The organism is Nostoc commune NIES-4072 (assembly GCF_003113895.1).
GTDB lineage: Bacteria > Cyanobacteriota > Cyanobacteriia > Cyanobacteriales > Nostocaceae > Nostoc > Nostoc commune.
This window is the reverse complement of the sequence record NZ_BDUD01000001.1, coordinates 1891427-1915803: the sequence shown is the minus strand read 5'-3', so window position 1 is coordinate 1915803 and position 24377 is coordinate 1891427. Positions and strand designations below refer to the sequence as shown.

General features: G+C 42.0%; 20 protein-coding genes and 1 pseudogene. 9 read left to right on the top strand and 12 right to left on the bottom strand.

Going from position 1 to position 24377, the window contains the following annotated elements; translation table 11 throughout:
* Nucleotides 1-168: 168 nt before the first annotated feature.
* Entirely contained in the window at nt 169-843 is a 675-nt protein-coding gene (gene purQ / locus CDC33_RS08685; RefSeq protein WP_109008146.1) for a phosphoribosylformylglycinamidine synthase subunit PurQ, read from the bottom strand.
* A 145-nt stretch (nt 844-988) separates the two neighbouring features.
* Entirely contained in the window at nt 989-1267 is a 279-nt protein-coding gene (gene purS / locus CDC33_RS08680) for a phosphoribosylformylglycinamidine synthase subunit PurS (RefSeq protein ID WP_100897184.1), read from the bottom strand.
* Nucleotides 1268-1411: 144 nt separating this feature from the next.
* On the opposite strand from purS, the gene CDC33_RS08675 reads away from it, so the two are divergent.
* From CDC33_RS08675 to CDC33_RS08665, 3 genes are all read left to right on the top strand, one after another.
* The gene (locus CDC33_RS08675; protein WP_109008145.1) at nt 1412-1816 is read left to right on the top strand and encodes a Fur family transcriptional regulator; all 405 of its coding nucleotides are present in this window, start codon (nt 1412-1414) and stop codon (nt 1814-1816) included.
* 166 nt (nt 1817-1982) lie between these two features.
* Entirely contained in the window at nt 1983-2219 is a 237-nt protein-coding gene (locus CDC33_RS08670; protein ID WP_109008144.1) for a type II toxin-antitoxin system Phd/YefM family antitoxin, read from the top strand.
* Nucleotides 2216-2638: a type II toxin-antitoxin system VapC family toxin gene (locus CDC33_RS08665; protein ID WP_181373940.1), complete on the top strand. Its 423-nt coding sequence runs from the start codon at nt 2216-2218 to the stop codon at nt 2636-2638. The genes CDC33_RS08670 and CDC33_RS08665 overlap by 4 nt, the downstream gene beginning before the upstream one ends.
* 76 nt (nt 2639-2714) lie before the next feature.
* Here the strand turns inward: CDC33_RS08665 and CDC33_RS08660 are convergent, their stop codons facing one another.
* From CDC33_RS08660 to CDC33_RS08650, 4 genes are all read right to left on the bottom strand, one after another.
* Nucleotides 2715-3284, bottom strand: coding sequence for a Uma2 family endonuclease (locus CDC33_RS08660; RefSeq protein WP_109008142.1), 570 nt, complete (start codon nt 3282-3284; stop codon nt 2715-2717).
* 156 nt (nt 3285-3440) lie between these two features.
* Complete coding sequence (locus tag CDC33_RS08655) at nt 3441-4448, bottom strand: SPFH domain-containing protein (protein WP_109008141.1); 1008 nt, start codon at nt 4446-4448, stop codon at nt 3441-3443.
* Between the two features lie 95 nt (nt 4449-4543).
* A complete protein-coding gene (locus tag CDC33_RS38485) occupies nt 4544-4696 on the bottom strand; it encodes a hypothetical protein (RefSeq protein WP_181373939.1) in 153 nt (50 codons plus the stop codon).
* A 24-nt stretch (nt 4697-4720) separates the two neighbouring features.
* On the bottom strand, nt 4721-5155 hold the full coding sequence (locus CDC33_RS08650) for an NfeD family protein (RefSeq protein WP_109008140.1): 435 nt from the start codon (nt 5153-5155) through the stop codon (nt 4721-4723).
* Nucleotides 5156-5388: 233 nt separating this feature from the next.
* Between CDC33_RS08650 and CDC33_RS08645 the strand changes: the two genes are divergently transcribed.
* From CDC33_RS08645 to ftsH4, 3 genes are all read left to right on the top strand, one after another.
* Nucleotides 5389-7527 (top strand): 4-Cys prefix domain-containing protein, encoded by a 2139-nt coding sequence (locus tag CDC33_RS08645; RefSeq protein WP_109008139.1) that lies wholly within the window; start codon nt 5389-5391, stop codon nt 7525-7527.
* 929 nt (nt 7528-8456) lie between these two features.
* Nucleotides 8457-8642, top strand: coding sequence for a DUF2949 domain-containing protein (locus tag CDC33_RS08635; protein WP_109008137.1), 186 nt, complete (start codon nt 8457-8459; stop codon nt 8640-8642).
* A gap of 274 nt (nt 8643-8916) precedes the next feature.
* Nucleotides 8917-10782 carry an ATP-dependent zinc metalloprotease FtsH gene (gene ftsH4, locus CDC33_RS08625; RefSeq protein WP_109008135.1) on the top strand — a complete coding sequence of 622 codons (1866 nt, stop codon included), beginning with the start codon at nt 8917-8919 and terminating at the stop codon, nt 10780-10782.
* Between the two features lie 260 nt (nt 10783-11042).
* Here ftsH4 and moeB read toward each other — a convergent pair whose 3' ends face one another.
* From moeB to CDC33_RS08595, 4 genes are all read right to left on the bottom strand, one after another.
* The gene (moeB, locus tag CDC33_RS08620) at nt 11043-12218 is read right to left on the bottom strand and encodes a molybdopterin-synthase adenylyltransferase MoeB (protein WP_109008134.1); all 1176 of its coding nucleotides are present in this window, start codon (nt 12216-12218) and stop codon (nt 11043-11045) included.
* A 308-nt stretch (nt 12219-12526) separates the two neighbouring features.
* On the bottom strand, nt 12527-15163 hold the full coding sequence (locus CDC33_RS08615; protein ID WP_109008133.1) for an ATP-binding protein: 2637 nt from the start codon (nt 15161-15163) through the stop codon (nt 12527-12529).
* A gap of 68 nt (nt 15164-15231) precedes the next feature.
* Nucleotides 15232-16572 carry an RNA-guided endonuclease InsQ/TnpB family protein gene (locus tag CDC33_RS40255; RefSeq protein WP_244919176.1) on the bottom strand — a complete coding sequence of 447 codons (1341 nt, stop codon included), beginning with the start codon at nt 16570-16572 and terminating at the stop codon, nt 15232-15234.
* A gap of 541 nt (nt 16573-17113) precedes the next feature.
* Nucleotides 17114-18472 (bottom strand): sensor histidine kinase, encoded by a 1359-nt coding sequence (locus CDC33_RS08595; RefSeq protein ID WP_109008132.1) that lies wholly within the window; start codon nt 18470-18472, stop codon nt 17114-17116.
* 189 nt (nt 18473-18661) lie between these two features.
* Between CDC33_RS08595 and CDC33_RS08590 the strand changes: the two are divergent.
* Nucleotides 18662-18868, top strand: a pseudogene (locus CDC33_RS08590) (Uma2 family endonuclease); the annotation flags it as partial.
* A gap of 207 nt (nt 18869-19075) precedes the next feature.
* Nucleotides 19076-20191 carry an S-layer homology domain-containing protein gene (locus CDC33_RS08585; protein ID WP_109008130.1) on the top strand — a complete coding sequence of 372 codons (1116 nt, stop codon included), beginning with the start codon at nt 19076-19078 and terminating at the stop codon, nt 20189-20191.
* A gap of 185 nt (nt 20192-20376) precedes the next feature.
* On the opposite strand, the gene CDC33_RS08580 is transcribed toward CDC33_RS08585, so the two are convergent.
* Entirely contained in the window at nt 20377-20814 is a 438-nt protein-coding gene (locus CDC33_RS08580) for a CAAD domain-containing protein (RefSeq protein WP_109008129.1), read from the bottom strand.
* Nucleotides 20815-21886: 1072 nt separating this feature from the next.
* Here CDC33_RS08580 and CDC33_RS08575 point away from each other — a divergent pair.
* Nucleotides 21887-23560, top strand: a complete 1674-nt coding sequence (locus CDC33_RS08575) for a sensor histidine kinase (RefSeq protein ID WP_181373937.1) — start codon at nt 21887-21889, stop codon at nt 23558-23560.
* Between the two features lie 101 nt (nt 23561-23661).
* Here CDC33_RS08575 and CDC33_RS08570 read toward each other — a convergent pair whose 3' ends face one another.
* Nucleotides 23662-24363: a carbonic anhydrase gene (locus CDC33_RS08570; RefSeq protein WP_109008127.1), complete on the bottom strand. Its 702-nt coding sequence runs from the start codon at nt 24361-24363 to the stop codon at nt 23662-23664.
* Nucleotides 24364-24377: the final 14 nt, after the last annotated feature.

The window sequence follows — 24377 nt, the reverse complement described above, 5'->3', positions numbered from 1 at the left end:
TCTGGCTTTGCTCTGCTTCCTGCCATTACTAGAGAGAGTAAAGGTATTGGTAAGGCAAATTTTATCGCTGCTTGCAGCTAAGACTTGATTTGACAAAGCGATCGCCATTTATAGAAACCTTTCAGACAGCGATCGCAAAACACCCAACCTAGTCGCCTGATATTTGCTCTAGGCTAATGCCGCTACCTTCTCTAACAATCCTTGAAACAACCTCAAGCCGTCGCTATTGCCCAGCATCGCGTCAGATGCTCTTTCTGGGTGCGGCATCATCCCCAACACATTGCCCTGGCGATCGCAAATTCCGGCAATGTTGTTGAGTGAACCGTTGGGATTTTCCCCTTCATAGCGAAACACAACTTGCCCGTTATCTTCAATTTCTGCCAGAGTGGCTGCGTTAGCGTAGAATTGTCCCTCTCCGTGGGCAATGGGCAAAGTAATAACTTCACCAGTCGTATAAGCTTGTGTCCAAGGGAGATTAGTCCGCTCAACTTTTAAGGGGGCGCGATCGCAAATAAAATGCAAATCTCGATTTCTAGTCAACACCCCTGGCAACAGTCCAGCTTCAGTTAATACCTGAAAACCATTGCAAATACCGATTACAAACTTCCCCTTTTGGGCATGTTCAATAACCTGCTGCATCACGGGTGAAAAACGCGCGATCGCACCGCAGCGCAGATAATCTCCGTAACTAAAGCCACCAGGGATGATAACGACATCCAAATCAGCAATATCTGTTTCTTGATGCCAAACCATGCGAGTCGGTTGCCCCAGCAAGTCTCTGGTTACATAAGCAACATCGCGATCGCAATTAGAACCGGGAAAAACAATAACACCGAATTTCATGATTAATCAAAGGGAGTGGGGAGTGGGGAGTGGGGAGTGGGGGGGCAGGGGGAGCAGGGGGGCAGGGGGAGCAGGGGAAGTATTGATTCTTGCCCAATGATGCCCAATGCCCAATGCCCCATGCCCCATGCCCCATGCCCAATCCCTAAAATACCCCAGTCTGTGTTTCGACCTCAATCAAATCAAAGCGATAATTTTCAATCACAGGATTTGCTAGCATTTGGTCACAAATGCGATCGAGGTCTTGACGAGCTTTTTTCTCATCAGACGAGGTAATGGTGAGTTCAATGTACTTACCAATCCGCACCTGGTCAACGTTCTCGTATCCCATTTGCTTAAGACCGGATTGTACAGCTACGCCAGCAGGATCTAAAACTGAAGGACGAAGCGTCACGAAAATTTTGGCTAGATACTTGGTTTGCACGGGCTTTTGCTGAATGCTGCGATCGCTATACTATAACTTTCTGTTCCAACTGAGTGAAAATAAGATTACGAAGCCGTTAAAGTTAATTAATCAATTAGCCTATCTAACAGCTTCAACTACAGTGGCATATTAAAATAATTATCTATGAGAGTCATACGCACCCGCAGTCAAGAGCGTATTTTCAATTTACTGAAAACCATCAAAAAAGGTATTTCAGCCCAGGATATTTACGTGGAACTACGCAATACAAATCAGAGTATGGGTTTAGCAACAGTTTACCGCTCTTTAGAAGCCTTAAAACTCGAAGGCATGGTACAAGTGCGGAATTTGACTAATGGTGAAGCCCTCTATAGTTTAGCGCAGCAAGACAAACATCACCTTACTTGCTTGCAATGCGGTGTCTCAATTCCGATTCATCAATGCCCCGTTCATGACCTAGAAGACCAGTTAGAATCTAGCCATAAATTTAAAGTTTTCTATCACACCTTAGAGTTTTTTGGGTTGTGCAGGGAATGCCAGGTAAATCAAGCGAGTGAAATTAGTCAATAATCATACCAATCCTATGTGATGTTGTACTTCATTTTTCCACAGACTCAAGCCCGTGGCTACCAGAAAAAAGCTTGCTTATGGAGGCTAATAATGTGAATTTTTATAAAGAAATGGTGTGAGCAGGAAATTTTCTTTGATCTTCAAGCTTAACTACAGGAGTAATGCAGTGTTGAGAATTAGCGTTGAAGAAGCAGCTAGGAATTTAAAATCTCTTTTGGAACGAGTAGCTAGGGGAGAAGAAGTAATTTTGTTAGAGCAAGATAAAGCTGTAGCTCGTTTAGTTCCTCCGCTACAAAATGCAGAACGATTAGCAAGTATGAAACAATTTCGTGATTCTCTTGAGATTAAGGGTGAGTCATTGAGTGCAACTGTCATAAATGCACGTATAGAGGAACGTCGTTGATTTATTTAGATACAAGCGTTATCGCTCCTTTGTATTGGACAGAAGCTTTAAGCGACGCAGTTGAACAATTACTACTCAATGAAACTGAAGTAGGTTTGAGTCAGTTGGTTGAGGTTGAACTCGTTTCTGCGTTATCGCGTCGAGTCAGAATGCAAGAAATATCTCAGCAAGATGCAATAGCCATTGTAGAAAGTTTCCAAGCAGATTTGGATAGTGGATTTTATACTCAAATTGCGATGGAAACAGTTCACTATAATTTAGCACGTCAGTGGATTAGTCGCTTTGATACACCATTGCGTACACTTGATGCTCTACATTTGACAATTGCATTTCAAAATCATATCCGATTGGTAACGGCTGATGAGGCTTTAGCTACAAGTGCTGAGATTTCACGAGTTGAGGTTTTGTTACTGCGGTAAATCAACTTTCCTTTACAATTCTTCATTTTCCATAATTATTCAGAAGTGCATTAGCATCAGCTTACTGTTGCTTAATTCAAACAAAACTTAACCAACTAAATACATCTGCAACTGTTAATTGCCAATTTTCCAAAACACTCAAAACGGGTAAGATATCTTGCTGTTCTTTTAATTCTGGTAATTTATTGGGTTCAAAAATCATGATTGACTCATCAGCAGAATCGAGCAACCAACCTAGCTTTGCTCCATTTTGAATAGAAAATGTAATTTTGCGGATAACTCGATTGGGTGATTGTTCTGGTGAAAGAATTTCAATTATCCAATCTGGAGGAATCTCAAATTTATTTGTAATTCTTCCATTAGGAAGCAATGGAATTCTTTGCCATTCAAAAACTGCAATATCTGGTACTATTGAACGACCTTCAAATGTACAGCGTAACTCAGGAAAGGCATAAGCAATTTTTTGCGGTTTAGCAATCTCATTAATAACTGTGACTAAACTACTTTGTAACGTACTATGTTCTCCTTGTGGCATAGACTTTTGGTAGATTTTCCCGTTAAAATACTCGCTTGCTGGTTTTGTATCTGGTAGTTTTAAGAACTCTTCTACACTTAATGCTGTAGTTTGCTGAATAGATAAGGTCATAATTTACAACTTATCAAAGCTTGATCATTTTATCACTTGAAGAATGCAACTTGATAACCTGTTCTGGGTTAATTATCATTAGTCATTAGTCATTGGAAAAAAAAGAAGAGACAAGGAAGAAAGTTGTCCCCTTGTCTCCATTCTCCACTTCTAATTCTAAGTAGAGCGGTTGTTTTCTAATCCTGGGATTTGCTTAGAAAACAATTCGTTAGAGTCAACTTGACCATTTGAGATCACAGAACGCATACCTTCAAAAGCAGCAGGAATAGTGCGCGGATCTATAAATAAGACTTTACTGCTATCGCTTCTACCAATTGTTGCGCCCATATCCAAATAGCCCAAGGCAAACAGAACTTCCACTGCTTTATTGGCATTAGGATTAGTGTGGAGCTTTTGGGCAACAAGTTCTGCTGATTCTGCGATCGCTTGAGCTTTCAAAACCTGTTGCTGACGTTCCGCTTGAGCCTTCAAAACGATCGCCTTTTGTTCAGCTTCCGCTTGCAAAATTGTCGATTTTTGCCGAGCTTCGGCATCCAATATTTGCGCCTCTGCTTTACCTCTAGCACTATTAACAGCAGCTTCACGTTCCCCCTCAGAATTTAAAATTGCTGCCCGTTTGCGTCGTTCTGCCGACATTTGCAATTCCATTGATTCTCGCACCGCTTGCGAAGGAATAATATCCCGCAGTTCTACCCGCGTCACCTTCACACCCCAAGGATCTGTAGCAATATCCAAATCCCTTAACAGAATTTCATTGATTTGAGAACGGGCAGTAAAGGTTTGATCCAACTCCAATTGCCCCATTTCAGAGCGAATTTGAGTTAGCACCATGTTCACCATTGCCGACTGGAGATTTTCTACCTTATACCAGGCTTTTTCCATATCTACAATGCGCCAATAAAACACTGCATCTACCTCAATACCAACGTTGTCGCGGGTGATGCATTTTTGCGGAGGAATATCTAAGACTTTTTCCCGGATGGTTTCTCTGTAAACGATTTTATCCAAAAAAGGAATTAAAAAATTCAGTCCAGGTTCTAGCTTTTTGTTATAGCTACCCAATCTTTCCACCAAAGCTTCATTGCCCTGATTAATGACTTTTACAGACCCCGCTACAGCAGAACCACCAAGGGCTAAAAAGATGAGTAAAAAAAACTGTTCCATTGTAAATCTCCTGATTTTAAATATGAAAGAGGGAGCAGGGAGTAGGGAATGGAGAGCGGGGGATGAGAAAAAAGAGAGGGAGGGGAGGCAAAGGGTTATAGATCAATACGTTTTTTAACGAACCGCCAAGGACGCAAAGGACGCAAAGAGAAGAAATCCTTAACTAAACTGTATTGGGTTATAGATAACAGTTCCTTACTCCCCATTCCCCATTCCCCATTCCCCATTCCCCACTCCCCACTCCCCATTCCCCATTCCCCACTCCCCATTAACTAAGAATTCAACAAATTTTCTGGTATCACAATCAAAGTAGTACCTTCTCTCCTAACCACATAAACTCTTTGATGGGGTGGTACGGTAAATTTGTCATCGTCACATCGTGCTTGCCAAGAATTTCCTTCATACAGCACCCGCCCTGTTTTCCCAGGCGGAATTTCTGTTAAAGTTTCAGCTATAACTGCATCCTGAATTTTTGATTTGCGTTGTCGCGGTTGCAAAAACCGACGAGAAAGCACGATTAGTAATGTGGAAAGTAATAGCCAAACTACAATTTGCAACCATACACTTCCCAAACCCACTCCAGACAGTAGCGCCACCACCAAAGCGCTAATTCCCATCATCAAGGCGACAAACGCCGATGGTAAGAACAGTTCCATTAAACACAAGACTGCTCCTGCCAGAAGCCAGATTAAGGTAAAACTTGGCATAGCGCCATCCTAAACTCTACATTGACGTAAATGCATTTCTACGATTAGATACAGCCAGACGTAAGTTATTTACAGAAAACCAAACTTGGTATTTTTACCAATAACTTTGATTAATTTCAGTAACAAGATGTAGCTAGCAGTACATAAATCCAGTCTATTCTAGCCTTCAAATCTTTGCCAGCTAAACTTAATCGAAGTTCATTAGTTGATTTGTTTGTTAAATTTATACCTTTATGATTTCTACTCAACTGATAATTTATTGTATAAATCCACGCTGTAATAGCCCGATTAATCCGATTGGAGATAGTGTTTGTACCACTTGTCAAACTCCTTTAGTTCACCGCTATCTTTGGGCTACTGGCTCATTATCTGCCAAAATTTCACCAGGTACGAGGGTAGCACAGAGGTATGAGGTAATTAGTCCCCAGATTTGGCTGGATACTCAACCGGGACTGTCGCCAGATGCACCTGATGAATTGCCAACGGAAGTAATTCCTTACCTACGATTATATCAAGAGCGATTACATCTCCCCCAAGCTTATGGGTTTGCTAGCAACTTTGAGGAAGATACAACTAATATCCTCTTATTAGAAAATGTGCCGATAGATGAAAAAGGAAATATCTATCCAACTATTGTTGAGGCATGGGAGCAAGCAACGGCGGTACGACAAGTTTATTGGTTGTGGCAAATTCTCCAACTTTGGACACCTTTATCTGAATTGGGACTTAGCCGCAGTTTACTAGTAGTAGACAACTTGAGAGTCCAAGGTTGGTGTGTGCGATTGTTGGAACTCTACCAAACACCAGCAGATGAGAAACTGAGTTTACGGAATCTGGGGGAGTGTTGGCAGTTTTGGGTAGCGTCTGCAAAGGCATCAGTAGCCAAAGGATTACAGAACATAGTCCAGCAGATGTGTGATGAGGTTGAGTTAGAGACTATTAATATTCAACTCAATAATTTACTACTAGCATCTGCGGCAGAATTGCCATTAGTTTTAAAGGTGGCAGGCTCTACAGATATTGGCCCAATTATGGCGCAAAACGAAGACGCTTACTACCCAAATGCTTTGAGAGTTTTTGGGCATGGGGAATCGGGCATGGGGCATGGGGAAGAAGTTACCAATGCCCAATCCCCAATGCCCCAAGCGACGAGGCAACTATCCCGGAACACCCACAAGGGGATGGAGTTTCCCGTCGCTTTCGATGAACCTTTATTGCCTCACTTGTCGATTGTTTGCGATGGCATTGGCGGACATGAAGGCGGGGAGGTTGCTAGTAAGTTGGCGGTGCAGTCTGTAAAGTTGCAAATTCGGGCTTTACTCAAAGAGGTTAGAGAACAAACTGCACTTGTACCACCAGAGTTATTGCAGGAACAATTAGAAGCAAGCTTACGGGTGGTAAATAATCTGATTAGTGCCCGCAATAATGAACAAAAACGCCAAGGCAAAGAACGCATGGCTACAACCATTGTCATGGCGCTGCAAGTTCCACAACGAGTGCAGACGAGTACTGGCTGGCAATCAAATAATACCCATGAACTTTACTTGGCTAATGTTGGCGATAGCCGTGCCTATTGGATTACTCGCAATTATTGTCAGCTACTGACAGTAGATGATGATGTGGCAACGCGAGAAGTGCGTTTTGCTAAAAGCTTGTATCGAAAAGCACTCTTGAGAACAGATGCTAATGCTTTAACTCAAGCATTGGGGACAAGAGATGCAGAATCTTTGCGTCTCAAGGTTCAGCGATTCATTGTGGAAGAAGATGGCATATTGCTACTTTGTTCTGATGGTTTAAGTGATAAAAACTTGGTGGAACAATCTTGGCAAGATTATGCAATACCCGTGTTAACAGGTGAAATGACAGTTGAAGATGCTGTATGTAACTGGATTAACTTAGCAAATGAAAAAAATGGGCATGATAATACGTCGGTTGTTCTCACTTATTGCCGTGTCTCTCCAGAATACTTAGTACCTGTGACTCCGGCGTTGCCAGAAGAAATTATAGAAGCAGCGATACAAGAAGAACCAGAGGAACCAGAGGAACAAGAAAAATTAGAGGAACTAGAGGAACTAGAAGAACCAATTTCTTTTACAGAAAGTTCCCAAGCTTTGCTAGATTTGGATCTAGATTTGGATTTAGATTTGGATCTTTCAGAAGAACCACCTCTGAGCGTTGAAATTCCACCAACTTTAATTACAAAACCTAAGCGGGGTAAACGTTTGGTAATGCTGGGGGGAGTTTTGGCGTTGCTTGTGGGGGGTACAAGTCTGGGATTATTTGCTTGGTGGCAAATTAATCCTCAAGGATTTCAGCAGATGTGTCGGCAACTTCCCCAAAGAATACAGCAACTTTGTCCGCCTGGAAAGTAAAGAATGAGGGCTGGGGAATAGCTTACAGTAACAACTACCGTAGGTTTCTCAGCTATAAGTATTAAAACATTTAAGTATTTTAGCGATCGCTCTTTGGAGAAAAACTTTTTGGTTTACTGAGGATGTTAGTGACCAATGTTTTAACGGGAGCGGTCTTGCTCACGACGGGAGCGGTCTAACTCGCGACGGGAGTGGTCTTCATCGTGACGGGAGCGGTCTTGCTCACGACGGGAGCGGTCTAACTCGCGACGGGAGCGGTCTTCATCGCGACGGGAGCGGTCTTCATCGCGACGGGAGCGGTCTTCATCGCGACGGGAGCGGTCTTGCTCGCGACGGGAGCGGTCTTGCTCGCGACGGGAGCGGTCTTGCTCGCGACGGGAGCGGTCTTGCTCACGACGGGAGCGGTCTAATCCAGTTTTTGCATTCACAGTGACGGTTTAAGTGGTGACTAATACTGTGAAGCGATCGCACCAGAGATAACTTTACATGACTTTGGCAAAGGCGATCGCTTCCTTCTCCACTTCCACACTTTATGTTGATTTTGTCAACTATGCTCTCATTCTTTACATCTGTCACTCCCTCTGAGTCTGCCTTACACCCATGTTAAGAAAGATGTGACTAATGGATAGTTGCTTAGGAAAAGGGTGGGGATAACGTGTAGTACTTAATTAAATCCGCGTTCCTCAAGTTTTCTCATTTTGAGTGATATTAACTCTTTGAGTACGGTAAACCGTATTTGCTCGTTAGTTCCCAAAGATTAATTTAATTGTTAAGTTTAGTTACATAAATAAAAATTCTGCAACCATTGCTAGAGGAGAGAAATTATGAGAAGCGGTAGTATTGTTAACGATAAAAACGAACTGAACAAGCCTGGACATTACATCACCCAAGTTAAGCTTTCTCAGAAATAAAGCTTATTTAACATTTTTATGAAAGCTACAGATCAATTGGTGCATTTTTTAAAGGAAGAGTTGGGTATTCCTAGTGGAGCAATTTCTCTTGCTTTGCGACATTGTGAGCAGACCCCCAACTTTCTGGCTATGACCCTCTGGCAGTATGGACTGGTAACACTGGATCAGTTAGCCCAAATTTTTGATTGGTTGGAAACAGTATAATACCAATTCGCAATGGGCTTCGCCCCGCTTTGCTAACGCAATTCGCAATGGGCTAACGCCCCGCTTTGCTAACGCAATTCGCAATGGGCTAACGCCCCGCTTTGCTAACGCAATTAAAAAATTTAGATACAGCAATGCTTTCAAGGTTTACCTCTGTATCAGATTTTTTGTTAAATGGTATGAGCTACTGCTTTAACTATTTGGATGCTAAATAACGAACTTTCTGTGAAAGTTACATTTTCAACAGGTTTCATTTTAAGGATTAGTAACATCAATGCCAATTAAAGAACAGCCTAAGTCACCTCGTTTTCGGATCATTGCTAATATATTACTGGCAGTATCAGGGCTATTTTTGCTCTTAAATTTATTTTTACCTGGTTTATTTGCCTCTGGCCCTAGTGGTGTTCCCTACAGCTTATTTATTCATCAAGTACAAGAAGGGGAAGTTAGCCGCGTTTCCGTTGGTCAAAACCAGATTATTTACCAACTAAAAGCAGAAAATGCCGAGCCGCCCCAGGTGTTTGCAACTACACCAATCTTTGATTTAGAGTTACCCAAACTGCTAGAAGAAAAGGGAGTTGAGTTCGCTGCTACACCTCCACCCAAGAATACTTGGTTTACAACCCTCTTAAGTTGGGTGATTCCACCACTGATTTTTATTGGTATTTGGCAATTCTTTCTCGCCCGTGGTGGTGGCGGTGGCCCCCAAGGTGCGCTTTCTATTGGTAAGAGCAAAGCTAAGGTTTACGTTGAAGGCGAATCAGCTAAAATCACCTTTGCAGACGTGGCTGGGGTAGAAGAAGCAAAAACTGAGTTAGTGGAAATTGTGGATTTCCTCAAGACTCCGGCACGATTTACGCAAATTGGCGCTAGGATTCCCAAAGGTGTGTTGTTAGTTGGGCCTCCGGGTACTGGTAAGACACTTTTAGCGAAAGCCGTAGCAGGAGAAGCAGGAGTTCCATTCTTCAGTATCTCTGGTTCGGAGTTTGTAGAATTGTTTGTCGGTGTAGGATCTTCTAGAGTGCGGGATTTGTTTGAGCAGGCAAAGAAACAGGCTCCTTGTATTGTATTCATTGATGAATTGGATGCAATTGGTAAGTCTCGTAGCAGTAACGGCTTCTACGGTGGTAACGATGAGCGAGAACAGACCCTCAACCAGTTACTAACTGAGATGGATGGGTTTGCGGCTGGAGATGCAACAGTGATTGTCCTAGCAGCTACCAACCGCCCCGAAAGCCTTGACTCTGCATTGCTGCGTCCAGGTCGCTTTGACCGCCAGGTGTTGGTAGACCGTCCCGATTTATCTGGTCGGGAAGCAATTCTCAAGATTCACGCTCAAAAGGTAAAATTAGGAGATGATGTAGATTTAAGAGCGATCGCTACTCGTACTCCTGGTTTTGCTGGTGCTGATTTGGCAAACTTGGTGAATGAAGCGGCATTATTAGCAGCCCGTAATATGCGTGAAAGGGTTGCTCAAGAAGACTTTGCTGAAGCAATTGAGCGGGTAGTCGCCGGTTTAGAGAAGAAGAGCCGGGTAATGAATGAGACTGAGAAAAAGATTGTTGCTTACCATGAAGTTGGTCACGCAATGGTCGGGGCGCTAACAACAGGAAACGGTCGCGTAGAAAAGATTTCGATTATTCCCCGTGGAATGGCAGCTTTGGGTTACACCCTGCAATTACCAACTGAAGACCGCTTTTTGATGAATGAAGATGAACTGCGGGGTCAGATTGCGACTTTGTTAGGTGGACGTTCCGCCGAAGAGATTGTGTTTAACAGTATTACCACAGGTGCTTCCAACGATTTGCAACGAGCAACTGACTTGGCAGAACGGATGGTAACAACTTATGGTATGAGCAAAGTCTTAGGGCCGTTGGCTTACCAACAAGGACAACAATCAATGTTCTTGGGTAATGGTGGGGGTAATCCTCGGCGGGCGGTAAGTGAAGATACATCGAGAGCCATTGATAGCGAAGTCAAGGAAATCGTGGAAACAGCCCACGAGCAAGCCCTAGAGATTCTTAGACAGAACCGAGACTTACTAGAAGCGATAGCGACTCAACTCTTAGAAACAGAAGTCATTGAAGGCGAAAAACTGCACAGTTTGCTGGATCAAATTAAACCTGTAGCTCATTCGTAATTAAGATCAGGTTGTAAACTCAGAGGTACGCAAAGATTATTCTCTGCGTACCTCTGCGTTAAACCTCTGCGTTCCTACCCTCCGGGAAGGCGTTCGCGTAGCGTCTCGTAGAGAAGCGCCTATGCGTTTTTAACGAACTTTGGGGGTTTAAGTCCCCAGCAAGATAGGCAGCACGTTTTGTGTCGGGGTCTAAATCCTCGTCACAAAACGTAATTGCGAATTGCGAATTGCGAATTGCGAATTGCGAATTGCGAATTGGTTTAATACTCTGGAACAGAAGGATCAATTTCTCGACTCCAAGCGGTAATTCCGCCTTTGACATTCGTTCCAACAATCCCAGCTTCTTTGAGAATGCCAAGGGCTTTTGCCGATCGCCCGCCCATCTTACAATGAGCAATTAAGCGGTGACCATTCAATATTTCCTTCACCTTGGCAACGCCATTGCCATTTTCAATGTCTGGTAAGGGAACCAACACTGAACCCGGAATTTTGGCAATGTCGTACTCATTGGGGTTGCGGACATCTAGCAGTACAAAATCCTTCGCACCACTATCAAGCAACTCCTTCAAATCCTTAACGGTCATTTCTTCCATTTCCATCTGCTGTTTAGCCTCCTCTGCCTTAGCTTGTGGAATTCCGCAGAATTGTTCGTAGTCTATCAGTTTTTCAATCACAGGGCGAATTGGGTTAGGACGCAGCTTCAACTCTCGGAATTTCATATCTAAGGCGTTGTATAACAGCAATCGTCCACTTAAGGTATTACCTTGTCCCAGGATAATTTTGACAGTTTCTGTTGCTTGAATTAAACCAATAATTCCTGGCAAAATTCCCAATACCCCACCTTCTGCACAAGAGGGAACCATCCCTGGTGGTGGTGGTTCTGGGAAAAGGTCACGATAATTTGGCCCACCTTGATAGTTAAATACAGTAGCTTGACCTTCAAAGCGTAAAATTGAACCGTAGACGTTGGGCTTATTCAGCAATACGCAAGCGTCGTTAACTAGATATCTAGTGGGGAAGTTATCAGTACCATCCACGACGATATCGTAAGGTTCAAGGATTTCTAGGGCGTTTTCGGAAGTTAGGCGGGTTTCGTATAAATCAACCTGACAATAAGGATTAATCTCGTGAATCCGGTTTTTTGCCGATTCAATCTTAGGTTTACCTACCCAAGATGTACCGTGGATGACTTGGCGTTGTAAGTTGGAAGTATCGACAACATCGAAATCGACAATCGCAATACGTCCAATACCCGCCGCCGCCAGATATAAAAGTAGTGGTGCACCTAGTCCGCCTGTACCGATACACACGACACTGGCAGCTTTCAGGCGCTTTTGTCCTTCTAGTCCTACTTCCGGCAAAATTAGGTGTCGGGAGAAGCGTTCGTAATCGTCTTTAGTCAACTGGATTTCATCCAGATTGGGATTGAGCGACATACCATGTACCAATAGTTTCAAGGTTTAATCTGTAATTCTAGTATTAAATATACTAATTTAGTTTTTGAGCTGTTTTTTTATCTTATGGCAAGGGACTGGGGACTGGGGACTGGGGACTGGGTGAAAAGTCTTTTTTTGTCTAAGTTTTATCATCTGTTGATGTCTTAATCACCAAGGCTTTTGCTATACTTTGGAAAAAGCTACTTCTGTACCTCTTAGGTTTTAGGATTAGCGAACGCACTTTATCATCTACAACCCCAGAAAAGCGATCGCCTTTGTAACTATTGCGATATTCTATGCCCAAAACGTTACCCTGCTTTTTTCCACGGAAGTTTGACTGTAAAGCGACTACCTTTACCTAACTGACTTTCAGCGTGGACAGTACCACCATGCAACTCAACAATTTTTTGCACCATTACTAATCCTAAACCACTACCTCTAGCATCACGGTTAGCGGAATTTTCAACTTGCACAAAAGGTTGAAATAATTGGAAAAGGTCATCGGAAAGCATACCAATACCCGTATCTACCACGCTAAAAAAGATATATTCATTTGTGGAATTTGGCTGGACTTCAATCCAAACTTTGCCTCCTTCTTTAGTAAACTTGATAGCGTTAGTTAACAGATTGATAAATACTTGGCGGATGCGGCTTTCATCGACTTGGATGGGTTCGAGTTCTTCAGGTATTTGTACACTCAGGTGGATCTTTTTCTGGAAAGCTAAATGTTTAACAAAACTCAAGCTAGAGTCACATAATCCTTGAATCGAAGTAGTACCTAGTTGCAGTTCTATCTTGCTGGATTCGATGTCGGTAAGCTCAAGAATCTGGTTAATCAATTCTAGTAAGTTCTTACCATTGGATTCGAGAGTATTTAGAGACTGGCTCTGTTCTTCATTCACAGGGCCATACACTTGATTTTGGAGCGCTTCTGTAATTTCTAGAATGGAGGTTAAGGGAGTTCTCAGTTGATGACTGATGTTTCCTAAAAAGGTGCTTTTGGCACGATTTGCGATTTCGGCAACTTCTTTAGCCTCACGTAGAGCGGATTCTGCCCGTTTGCGATTGCCTACTTCTAAGGTTAGAGTAACAAATTCTGCTATTGAGCTAACAAAGTTTTGCTCACTCAGTTCCCATATCCAAGGAATATCAACCTGCTCATACAATATTGTTCCTACAACTTCGCCCCCAACCCAAATCGAAGTATTAATTAGGGATACAATATTCTTTGGTTCTAATAGTTCATCCCATAATTCTTGTATTCGTAGATCGGTGCGAATGTCGGTGACGGCAATGATCCGCGCAGATGTCAGTGATTTAAAGTAGATGGGATAATCTGCAAAGTTGCGTTCTAAACCTGCCGAATGTCTCTGATTGCTACGTTCATAGAGACTTATACATTGTAGTTTGGTGCGGTCGTCATTGAATAACCACACACTGACTCGTTCTATTTCTAAAGCATTTGCTGCTTTCTCGGTAATAACTTTGAATGCCGTTTCCAGCTTTCCTTCTGAAATCGCCCTGTGATTTGCCAGTTCTGCCAACATCTGATGATGCTTTTCCAGTTTTTGCTCACTGTTAATTCGTACTTGAATCTCTTGCTGTAATTCTTGAGTTCGCTGCTTAACTTGCAATTCTAACTCTTCATTTTTGGTTATCTGTGCAGTAAAGGTTTTCCGTAACTGCTGCATCATCTCATTCAAAGATGCACCCAGCACCTCTAGTTCTTTTATGCCCTGTACTACCACCATTGAGTCTTTGCCATTAGTGAAATCAGCTAAATCTTTTGTCGCCGTGCTGAAGTACAAAATTGGCTGAGTTATCCAACGGGCGGTGATAATTCCCAGCAAAGTAGCTAATCCTAATGCTCCCAGACAGAGAAAAATTATGGTTTGAGTGTTGCGATCAATTTGTCCCATAAAGTCTGCTTCTGGAACAGCCACTACTATTAACCAATTGACATTGAGTTCATCCTCTAAGGGTCTAATTTCTAAAAATTGCTGTTTGCCTTCAAAGGAAAAATCTAGTTGCTGTAAACTTTGAATCTGGTCAAAGTTGCTAAATTTAGTTGTTAAATATTTAGCGCTTGCTTGAGTCAAAGAATTTTCACTTTGGGAAGCTGGCAACCTAATAGGTTTACCATTTTGTAAGCGGAATGGTTTTTCGGTTGTGGAACTTGCGACTAATAGCCCGGATCGCTCGATAATAAAAACTTGCCCAGACTTGCCAACTTTAATATTTTGCAGCAAATCTCCAATTTGTGATATGTGAGTTACAGCGCTGTTGACACCGAGTAACTGACCTTGGGAATTATATATAGGAAGAGAAGCACTAATTAGAAGTGTTGGTTCGGTGAGGGGTGTAAAAATCTGACTAAAGTTGAATTTTTTGGCGGTAACTGCTGCTTGATAATCAGGACGCGATCGCACATCATAATTTTTGATCACCTCTGGAAGTTGGGTACGTTGACCAAGAGAGTCAATTTTGTAAGTGTAGAGGTCGTACCCAGTTGACTTGTCGGCAAATCTTAGTAAAAATTGGCGATCGTTGAGCTTTTCCACCGCTAAGTGTTCTTGCTGTTCATTGCTTGCCGTTAAAGCAATGGCATCAGGAAAAATCTCTAACTGCTTTATTAAGTATGATTCCCAGGTTGCTAAATTTTCCATCTTCAGCAACCCGATGTCAATGATATTTTGATTACCGCGTAGTTCTTGACGCAAAGTTGAGAAATAAGTCTGTAACTTCTGCTCTACTCGACTAGCGACTTCATAACGCAATTCGCTAGCTACCTCATTGACTGCCTTTTGCCCATTGTGAATCGATAAATATCCAGTTAATCCCACAGCTAGCAAAATTTGCAGCAGAAATAACGCTACCAAAATACGACGTAAGGGTACGCCTGTAAACAGAGAAAAAACACCACTTTCCCCAGTATTTTTGTTCATCTGCCCACTCCCCCTGCCTGTCCTGTAGTACTAAGTACAACAGTTAGTAACTTTATGGACAAATGTCCTCAAGCAACTTTTCCCGGTGTTACGCGGAATGGATAAACTGCAATATCCTCTATCCCTAAACTATACGTCGCTGGGACTACCTTTCTTGTAATATTCAGGCTGGCATTTATATCTGCATGAATAAGTTTGCCATTACTTGATCTATACCAAGCCCTCTTTATTCGCTTACCACTGAATGTGTGTTTTTCACCCTTTTTGTAAACAGGAATTGGGTCTAAATCGAGAAACGACGAGGCTGAGGTATAGGATTCCTCATTAATCAAAACGGTTATCCCAACCAGTTCGGCTTTATATTGCAATTGCTCAATAAACCGTGAATGAGGAATACTAACAAAGTTCTGGTTAGTCTTTGTCCCAAGATTAATTTCTTGTTTCCATTGGTGATTTTTCCCAATAACCAATGTTCCAATTTTCTCACCAACCAAATGGTTAATGATCCATCTACTGGCATTGTGTAAGTAATTATCAATTCGGTTGTTGCGCTTACAAGTTAAAGCATTGAGCCGAATCGATGTCTTAGCATTGCCTTTGAGGTGGGACTGAAGCTTTGCTTTCACCTTGTTGTATTGTTGGTTGATTGACTTAAGTGGTCGTCCATTAACAAGTACTGGGTTAAATCCAAGCTTGTTTGAAGTTAACGCCGCTAAGTTATCTAAACCGATATCAATCCCTGCTACCAAGAAAGGGTTTAATTGTTGTGGTGTTTCCTCCAATTCATAAACTACTTCAATGATGTACTGTCCACATCTAGGAATTAGCCTTACTTCCTTGACATCATCAACAAATGTTTTCAACTCAATCGCACTTTTGGATAGTCTAATAACTCCTTCTTTTAACGAACTTTGGGGGTTTAAGTCCCCAGCAAGATAGGCAGCACGTTTTGTGTCGGGGTCTAAATCCCCGTCACAAAACGTAATTGCGAATTGCGAATTGCGAATTGCGAATTGGTTTAACCCTTTCTTGGATATCGCCCCAAGTTCATAAATTACTATATTTCTTCCCTTAAGCTTATCTTTGTACTTAGGCAATTTCGGGCGACCATTAAAGTTTGCTGGGTTTTGTCTATATGCTTTTTGAGATTCAAAAAATGATTTCCAATTGCGATGTAGAACCATTAAAACTTGGTTACTTACTTTTGCTGGTAATGCTGTGTATGATTCATGCTTTTTAACTAAATGGAACACTGCAACATTATTTAGATAAGTAGAATCCTTGATAAATGATTGCCTAACTAAATAATTAGCATAATTGTATAGATTCTTGGAACGCCATGCTAATTCATCAACTTCTTTGTAAAACTGATGACTTATCTTGATTATATGGCGTTCTACTAATCTCATTCTTCAACCCCATTTTTATTTAGTTGCCCAGCTTTCCACCAACGATGTGCTGTTTTATAGCTTACTCCAACTTTCTTTGCGTAATCAGATAATTTCATATACCCATATTACAGTTATTGGGTATATATGGGTATAAAATCAATGAATATTTACAACACCTCGACTTTGCTGTTCTGTGGGCTTATACATAGTTTGTACTCGGTCGGGTCAAGAGCCAATATAGCACTTATGGCAAAACAACAAAACGTTAGTTAACTGCACCGATAGATTTTACTAGCCAAATATTGCGATTTTCAAAAGAACTAGTACAGCACGGCGTAAATAAACCACCCATCCCAAATCAACGAAACTCTTACGCTGTATTCATTTTGACTTTTGATTTTTGACTTTTGACTTCCGCCTTGCGGTACTATTACGCCACGGCGTAAATAAAGCAACCATTGAGAATTCCTAAAGAGCTTATTCCATAATACTTTTGACTTTTGACTTCCCCGAACGCGCACAGCGTCTCCAAGAGTTGGGGCTGATTGCAAGAGTCTAATTAAACTAAAGGCAATAAGATTTCAAATTTTGTACCTATACCAGCCTGTGAATGGAAACTTAATTTTCCACCATGTCTCACTGTTATAATTCGATAGCTTACTGCTAAACTAGTATTTTTACTATTCTTCGTTTCAAGAGAAAACGACTCTATAATTTGCTGTTGCAATTCTTGAGACATTCCAGGGCCATTGTCAGAAATGCGAATTAATATCCAGCGAGAATCTGGTGCATTTGGGTTGCTTGCTTCCTGGGAAATTACTTCTGTACTAATCTCAATTCGGGGTTTTTGAAGAGTTTTTGTATCTTCTCGATGCAACTGCTGTCGCACTGCTTCATTGAGTAAAGTATCCACAACTTCGCTGAAAATATTCATCAAAACCTGGTTTAACTGCCCCATAAAGCAATACAGTGGAGGTAATTGACCGTAATATTTTACAATTTCAATTTCTCCTTGAAGACGGCTATTAATTAATAAAATAATACTATCAATACAAGCGTGTAAATCCACTGGTTTGGGATAAAGTTCATCGATATGACAAAAGTTTTGTAAACTGGTAACAAGTTTTTTTAATCTTTCCGCTCCAGTGCGAATACTAACAAGCGATCGCGACAAATCTTGTTCTAAAAACTCAAATTCAATCTCTTCTTTAATATCATTAATTGCCTGAGAAGCTGATGGTAACTCTTTTTCATAAGCCGCTATCAGCTTGAGCAAATCTTGGCTGTAGCTTGAAACGTAAGTTATATTACCCCAAATAAAACCCACTGGGTCTAAAATTTCGTGCGCTACACCGTCTACCAAACGTCCCAAATTTGCCATTTTATCATTTTGAATCATTTGGGCTTGGCTGCGTTCATATCGTACCAGATTGTCGATTCCTCGAATTTGCCAAGAAATAATGCTCAATTCTTGGACATCTAACAATCTATAAGCACCAGATTCTGTTTCTACTACAATTGGTTCTGCTAATAATTCTGGCGATCGCTTTAAGCTAAGTTGCATCGCAGTTAAAATCGACGTTGTATCAGCAAGCAGCAACATTGGTATCCGCGCATAACTGTAGAGAACGGCTAATGGTTGCTGAACAAATAATTCTTGTCCCAATGGGCGAATTAAAAACTCCAGCAGTCGCCGCCGCGAAATCATTCCAACGAACTTTCCCTGTTCTACCAAAATTACTCCTGGTAGCTGGGGGTATTTTTCCAAAAAACTAGCCACTTCCATACCAGTGTGATTGATTTCCACTGGGAAGTTGTACATTGGTAGTTCTTGGAGAGTTGAATTTAAATCAAGATCGCGATCGCTACCAAGAGACACAAATGGCGGTGAGATTTGGCAACTGAATTCTTCTGACACTATACACCCTGATTTTTATAAATACTAGGTAAACGATAAGTTAATATTTTATATTTTGTCATCCTCCAAATCCGGTTTCGGTTTGGGTATCTATCGCAAGGCGGAAGTCCATCTTAAGCCAGTGCGTTCTTGCGGCTCATCGCAAGCTACACTAAAAACAACCTTTACAAAAAGTGCAAAGGTAGCATTATGACCTCTGCAACCAATCAATCCACCGCCCTCACTCCTTTCCCCGACCATACCCAGCTTCCTGAGTCCGATGGCACATTTGTGTTCGCGGAGCGTGCCGAAGGCAAAAATTGGCAAGAACATCCCCAGAGCCTCCTACTAACTGACTCGATTACACCCGTCCTCAAGCAAATAAATCCTGAAGGTCAATACTGTATTGGTCAGGAAAGAGCTGAACAAGAACGCCAAAGGGCAGAACAGGAATCCCAAAGAGCCGATCACCTAGCTGCTCAATTGCGATCGCTTGGCGTTGAACCAGAACTTTAATATTTTGCTCCGAATTACAAATTACGAATTAAAAAGGGGTGGTGTAAAAGAGTCATCTATGGCTTAATTTGTTTAGACACAAATTTTACTGCTACCAGGGTAATCACGATGACAAATAGACCTCCTTCCGAACCGGAGTCATCCCAAAAAACTGCCCTTGGCTTTGATGAATTTATAGCCATACTGGTTGCCTTCGCCACTATCGGAGCGATTCTTTTTTGGTCATTGTCCCGCAGGGATTCTAGCTGGAACTTAAACGGGTTGCTGTCGCCTTCCCCTACTCCGTCTAGAAGTGTTCAACCAAATCAACTATTGCCCTTCCCTACTCCCAAGGGAGAACCAAATGCAGTCGCCAACAACGTTTTGCCGTCATCTCTACCAGAGGCTGTTGTTGAACCCAAGACACCTGCATTCCCTACTTCTTCCCGCACAGTGTTACCATCTGCTCAGGTAATTCCAACTCAATCTCCACAACCACAGACAACTGTATCCTCTTCAGCAGGGCTTGAGTCATCAATTACATCATCAGCTTTGCCTTTAGTAACTCCGGCAAAACAAAAATCTATTATTCCGCCACCAATTGCATTTAACGATGTGCCCAGTAACTTTTGGGGTCGGCGTTTTATAGATGTTCTTTCTTCCCGTGGTATTCTCAAGGGGTTTCCTGATTATTCTTTTAGACCAAATCAGCCTGTAAACCGTGCTGAATTTGCTGCTATCCTGCAAAAAGCCTTTGACCAAGAACCCTCTAAGACTGCGATCGCATTTCAAGATGTACCAGCAAAATTTTGGGCTACTTCAGCAATTGACCAAGCTATCAGTGCCGGGTTTCTCAAAGGCTACCCGAAAAAAACCTTCAAACCACAACAAAATATTACGCGAGTGCAAGTTTTAGTTGCCCTTGTTAGTGGATTGAATTTGAAATCACCCACTTCTCAAAATCAGATTTTAAGTGTCTATAAAGATGCTAAAAATATTCCAAGCTATGCCACTAGCAAAATAGCTGCTGCTACAGCCAATGGTCTGGTAGTTAACTATCCAAATCCACAAATTCTTGCTCCCAACAAAGTAGCTACTAGGGCTGAAGTGGCGGCGATGATTCATCAAGCTTTGGTAAAACGGGGCAAGTTGGAGGGAATTTCATCTCAAAACATAGTGCGTAGACTTAGCCCGTCGCAGACATCCGGTAGCGTGTCTCCAAAATTATCGCCCGCTCCAAGATAGAATCTAAAAAGTTCAAGTCAAAGATAGGTTCATCGAACTTACGTTAAACCGAAGGTCAAAAGAGGCGATCACTAGAAGTCTGATCGCCGACTTCTGGCGATCAGACTTCGTGATTTGCAATTAGAGCTTACTTCTACATAGGAGCAAGCTACGCATAGCGTCTCTAAGAGTTGCGATAATCACTATTAAGCTTCTGGAATTTGTTGACCAACCACTTGTGATTTAAGAGTGGTGATTTCAGTAGTTAACTCTTTCCTGGTTGAGGCTTTGAGTAAATAGCGGTAAACAAACCAAGCAGAGTAACCAATACCGATCAACTCAAAAGTAGGTGCTACCAACGGGATATCATTCAAAGCATCTAATATTGCCAAGAGTACTTTAACCCCAACAATTGATCCCACAATTAAACCAACAGTGATCAGGGGTTGCTTATATTGATTGAAGAAGCTTCCCAGATATTCTGGCAATGTTGCTAAAAAGCTAGAAATTTGCTCACCATATTTTTGCCATTCATCTTGAGACTGTGCGGGAGGCTGGAGTTTGGTGATGGTTCCTGTTTGGCTGTTGATCTCTGCCACTGTAGTCTCTTTGGATGCGGTTTCGGTAAATTCTTGTTCTGGCATTTTCACTCCTATATATTTGACAGTTGAGTTTTTCTAATCTGGATAATTACAACCTAAAGGCTGTTGATTAGGTAATCCACAAGTGCATTAGTACAATTGCGTTAAGGGCACAAAAAGGTTTTAGTGTCCTATAACTATAATTGTCCTGTAATATCTACTGCATCAACTACAAGGTAGACACTCAGGATGAGGATAGAACTAAGAAGGCAGCAGGATGTATTCTGATCAGCTTTCTGAGTTCTTTTCTTGAATCAAGTGGAATCCTCTGGTTGTGATTATCCCATTCTGTGTCATTCGCTCATAATCGTACTAAATTTAAGTACAAATCTGGCAAAAATCAGCCCACCTCTCATTTATATAAGCCTAAAACCCGATTTTAGCTGATATTAAAGCTATCTTAAGCCGCATTGGTAAATTAACGCATTCGTATTGATATTAATACCTAGTAAAATTTTTTTGTGTTCACACAGAGTAGACTTTTAAGCTATTTTATGATACTTCTGCCTTGGAGATGAGGGAGCAAGGAAAGAAATCAATTAAAAATTAAAACTTAAAGAATTTCTGCGTCCAGCCTCCTCTTTCCCCATGCCCAATGCCCAATGCCCCATGCCCAATGCTCAACGAGTGTCAAAGCTTTTGTTTTTTTCCTGATTGTATTAATTTTATAAGGAAGCAGTTAAGGTAGAGTAGTGGCATACCTGATGGTAACAACTCATTGTTATTAACCGCATATTGAGGAAAGTATTGTGGTAAGGAGAAGACAGTTTTAGATAGGTCTTTAGTGTAGAGAATTATTTGTTGCTGCTGAAAAAAGTGAATCCTATTCGCTCTCAGTAACTATACTTAGCAATATTGCTATCAAATTTACCTATTTCATATAAGGATATGTGAATTATATAGTAAGTAATGATTTGCTATTGCTATAAAAGAAGGTAATGTAAATGTTAATCACCAATTAAAGTGTTTGCACAAGTTAAACTGATTTGGTGATTCTTGTGGGAAAGCAAGGGGGTTTGAGAAATGCCTTCCTCAAAAGCCAACCCCTATTGACAGCAGTTCAGAAAGCAAAAAAGTGTCAGCCGAAGAGCCATCGACAGACGAACTCCCGACCATAGAATTTCCCTCACGAGGGAAACTCAAAGCCAGTTCCTGGCGCATCCATCAAAAAATTGGCTATGGGTACTTTGTAGCTATTGGAATTGGCTTTTTTGGCTCACTGACTGGGTTAGTCATCGCCAACTACTACCGGGGAAGGGAAGTTAGGCAATTCAACCAAGCATACGAACAAGGTCAACTACTGAGTAATTATAAAGATGCAGTAGTCGGGGCGCAATTACATAGCTCTAACCTAGTTGCTGTATTGGAAGATTCACAACAGCTACAAACCAAAAAAGCCGATTTTCTGAAGAATGTTGAAAAAGCCAAGCAATTAGAGTCAAAAATTGGCGTATTTATCAACAGTAAACCTAAAAGACTAGCCGCAACAAGTTCGACTTTACAGACGTTATTGCAGGATTACAAGAAAAATTTAAAAGCTTACGTTGAGCAAATCGAGGTCGTCTTAGAGAAAATTGACTCCCAAAAAGTGCAGTCTGGGCAGATTTCTTCCGCCCGATCGCAGTTATTGGCAATTATGCGTGGTGATACAGCCATCCGGCTAGAGCAGCTTTCTCAAAGCTTGACTAACATCCTGCAAACTGCCCAAGAACAAGAGCAACAAAGGCAAAAAGCTGTTGAGCAGGCAAAAATAATTGAGCGATTGATCGTGATCGTGAGTATGCTGGTTTCAGTGGCGATCGCAGCCATTGTAGCTTGGCGTACCAGTCGAGCGATCGCTGAACCAGTTATCACTGTCACCCAAGTAGCTGAACAAGTTGCAAGGAAACATAATTTCGATTTACGAGCGCCTGTTACCACTGAAGATGAAATTGGCCTACTCGCCAAATCTTTAAATCGTCTAATTGAGCGAGTATCTGAGCGAACAAAAGAACTACAACAAGCTAAAGAATTAGCCGAAGCTGCTAGCAAAGCAAAAAGCGTATTTTTGGCCAATGTCAGCCACGAATTACGCACACCATTAAATGCTGTCATTGGCTTAAGTCAACTTCTAGAAGACGACGCTACCGATCTTGGTTTATCGCCAGACTTTATCACAGACTTAGAAACAATTAACGCTGCTGGTAAGCATCTACTGCACTTGATTAACGAAATCCTCGACTTGTCAAAAATTGAAGCGGGGAAAATGGCCCTCTATCCAGAGACATTCGAGATTGCGACGCTGATTCATAATGTTGTCCTCACTGTCAAACCAGCTATAGAAAAAAATGCCAATGTTTTAGAAGTGCATGTTGATCAGCAACTTGGCATGATGTACGCCGATCAAACTAGGATGCGGCAGGTGTTGTTAAACTTACTCAGCAACGCCAGTAAATTCACTACAAACGGCAAAATCACGCTAACAGTCAAAAGAGAAAAGGATGAATTCCGACCGGAGGCTCCTTTGGGGATGATTACTTTCACTGTTACTGACACAGGCATAGGCATGTCTCAAGGTCAACAGCAGCAGTTATTTAAACCTTTTACACAAGGAGATACCTCGACTACGAAAAAGTATGGAGGTACGGGATTGGGGTTAGCAATTAGCCGTCACTTTTGCCAGATGATGGGTGGTGAGATTATTGTCAAAAGTCAACCGGGAGTCGGTTCTACTTTTACTATTCGTCTGCCAATGACTGTGCAAGATTGAATGGGGCATGGGGCATGGGGCATTGGTTATTAATATCTTCTCCCCCTGCCTCCCCTGCCTCCCCTGCCCCCTCATCTCCCTCATCTCCCTTATCTCCCAAACTAAGTAATAATAGTTACCCTCCCTGTATCCAAGTCATAACGACCTCCGACAATTTTCAATTTGCCCGATCGCACTTGCTCAGTTAAAAGCTGCGATCGCTTCAACCGTTCAATTTGATATTGCACATTTGCCACCACAGCATTCTCAACCGCATCACCCGACTGACTCTTAACCTTTTCCACTGCTGGCTTAATTGCCTTCACAAAAGTACTAATATCACCGAGTAACGATTCGTTTTGGACTGCGGCGGTTACAGCTCCGCAACGTTCATGACCCATTACCATCAATAGCGGAGAGGCTAATAAGACAACCGCGTATTCAATACTACCAATCGCTTCAGGCGTAGCGATATTTCCGGCAATCCGAATATCAAAGATGTCCCCAATGCCCTGATCAAAAACAATTTCTGCGGGGACTCGTGAATCCGCACAACTAAGAATAGTTGCAAATGGATGTTGAGCTTGAGCAACTTCTTGCAACCGCAGTGCCGATTGATCGGGGTATTGGGGTTGATGAGCAACAAATCGCTGATTCCCCTCCATCAGTTTTTGTAAGGCTGCATCAGGACTAAGGGATTTAAGGGAAGTTGAGGGTATTTCGGCAGCTTTAGCCTCTTCCACCCGCCAAAGCAAATCGCTGGCAGATAGCATCATCCCAAACGCCCCCGTCATTCCCAACTTCAAAAAGTCACGACGTTCCATGAAATGCTTCATTG

Bases quoted from the DNA above. Each gene is read 5' to 3' on its own strand.
- purQ (WP_109008146.1), bottom strand. From the start codon at position 843: ATGAAATTCGGTGTTATTGTTTTTCCCGGTTCTAATTGCGATCGCGAT.
- CDC33_RS08675 (WP_109008145.1), top strand. From the start codon at position 1,412: ATGAGAGTCATACGCACCCGCAGTCAAGAGCGTATTTTCAATTTACTG.
- CDC33_RS08660 (WP_109008142.1), bottom strand. From the start codon at position 3,284: ATGACCTTATCTATTCAGCAAACTACAGCATTAAGTGTAGAAGAGTTC.
- CDC33_RS08655 (WP_109008141.1), bottom strand. From the start codon at position 4,448: ATGGAACAGTTTTTTTTACTCATCTTTTTAGCCCTTGGTGGTTCTGCT.
- CDC33_RS38485 (WP_181373939.1), bottom strand. From the start codon at position 4,696: ATGGGGAGTGGGGAGTGGGGAATGGGGAATGGGGAATGGGGAATGGGG.
- CDC33_RS08650 (WP_109008140.1), bottom strand. From the start codon at position 5,155: ATGCCAAGTTTTACCTTAATCTGGCTTCTGGCAGGAGCAGTCTTGTGT.
- CDC33_RS08645 (WP_109008139.1), top strand. From the start codon at position 5,389: ATGATTTCTACTCAACTGATAATTTATTGTATAAATCCACGCTGTAAT.
- CDC33_RS08635 (WP_109008137.1), top strand. From the start codon at position 8,457: ATGAAAGCTACAGATCAATTGGTGCATTTTTTAAAGGAAGAGTTGGGT.
- ftsH4 (WP_109008135.1), top strand. From the start codon at position 8,917: ATGCCAATTAAAGAACAGCCTAAGTCACCTCGTTTTCGGATCATTGCT.
- moeB (WP_109008134.1), bottom strand. From the start codon at position 12,218: ATGTCGCTCAATCCCAATCTGGATGAAATCCAGTTGACTAAAGACGAT.
- CDC33_RS08615 (WP_109008133.1), bottom strand. From the start codon at position 15,163: ATGAACAAAAATACTGGGGAAAGTGGTGTTTTTTCTCTGTTTACAGGC.
- CDC33_RS40255 (WP_244919176.1), bottom strand. From the start codon at position 16,572: ATGAGATTAGTAGAACGCCATATAATCAAGATAAGTCATCAGTTTTAC.
- CDC33_RS08585 (WP_109008130.1), top strand. From the start codon at position 19,076: ATGACAAATAGACCTCCTTCCGAACCGGAGTCATCCCAAAAAACTGCC.
- CDC33_RS08580 (WP_109008129.1), bottom strand. From the start codon at position 20,814: ATGCCAGAACAAGAATTTACCGAAACCGCATCCAAAGAGACTACAGTG.
- CDC33_RS08570 (WP_109008127.1), bottom strand. From the start codon at position 24,363: ATGGAACGTCGTGACTTTTTGAAGTTGGGAATGACGGGGGCGTTTGGG.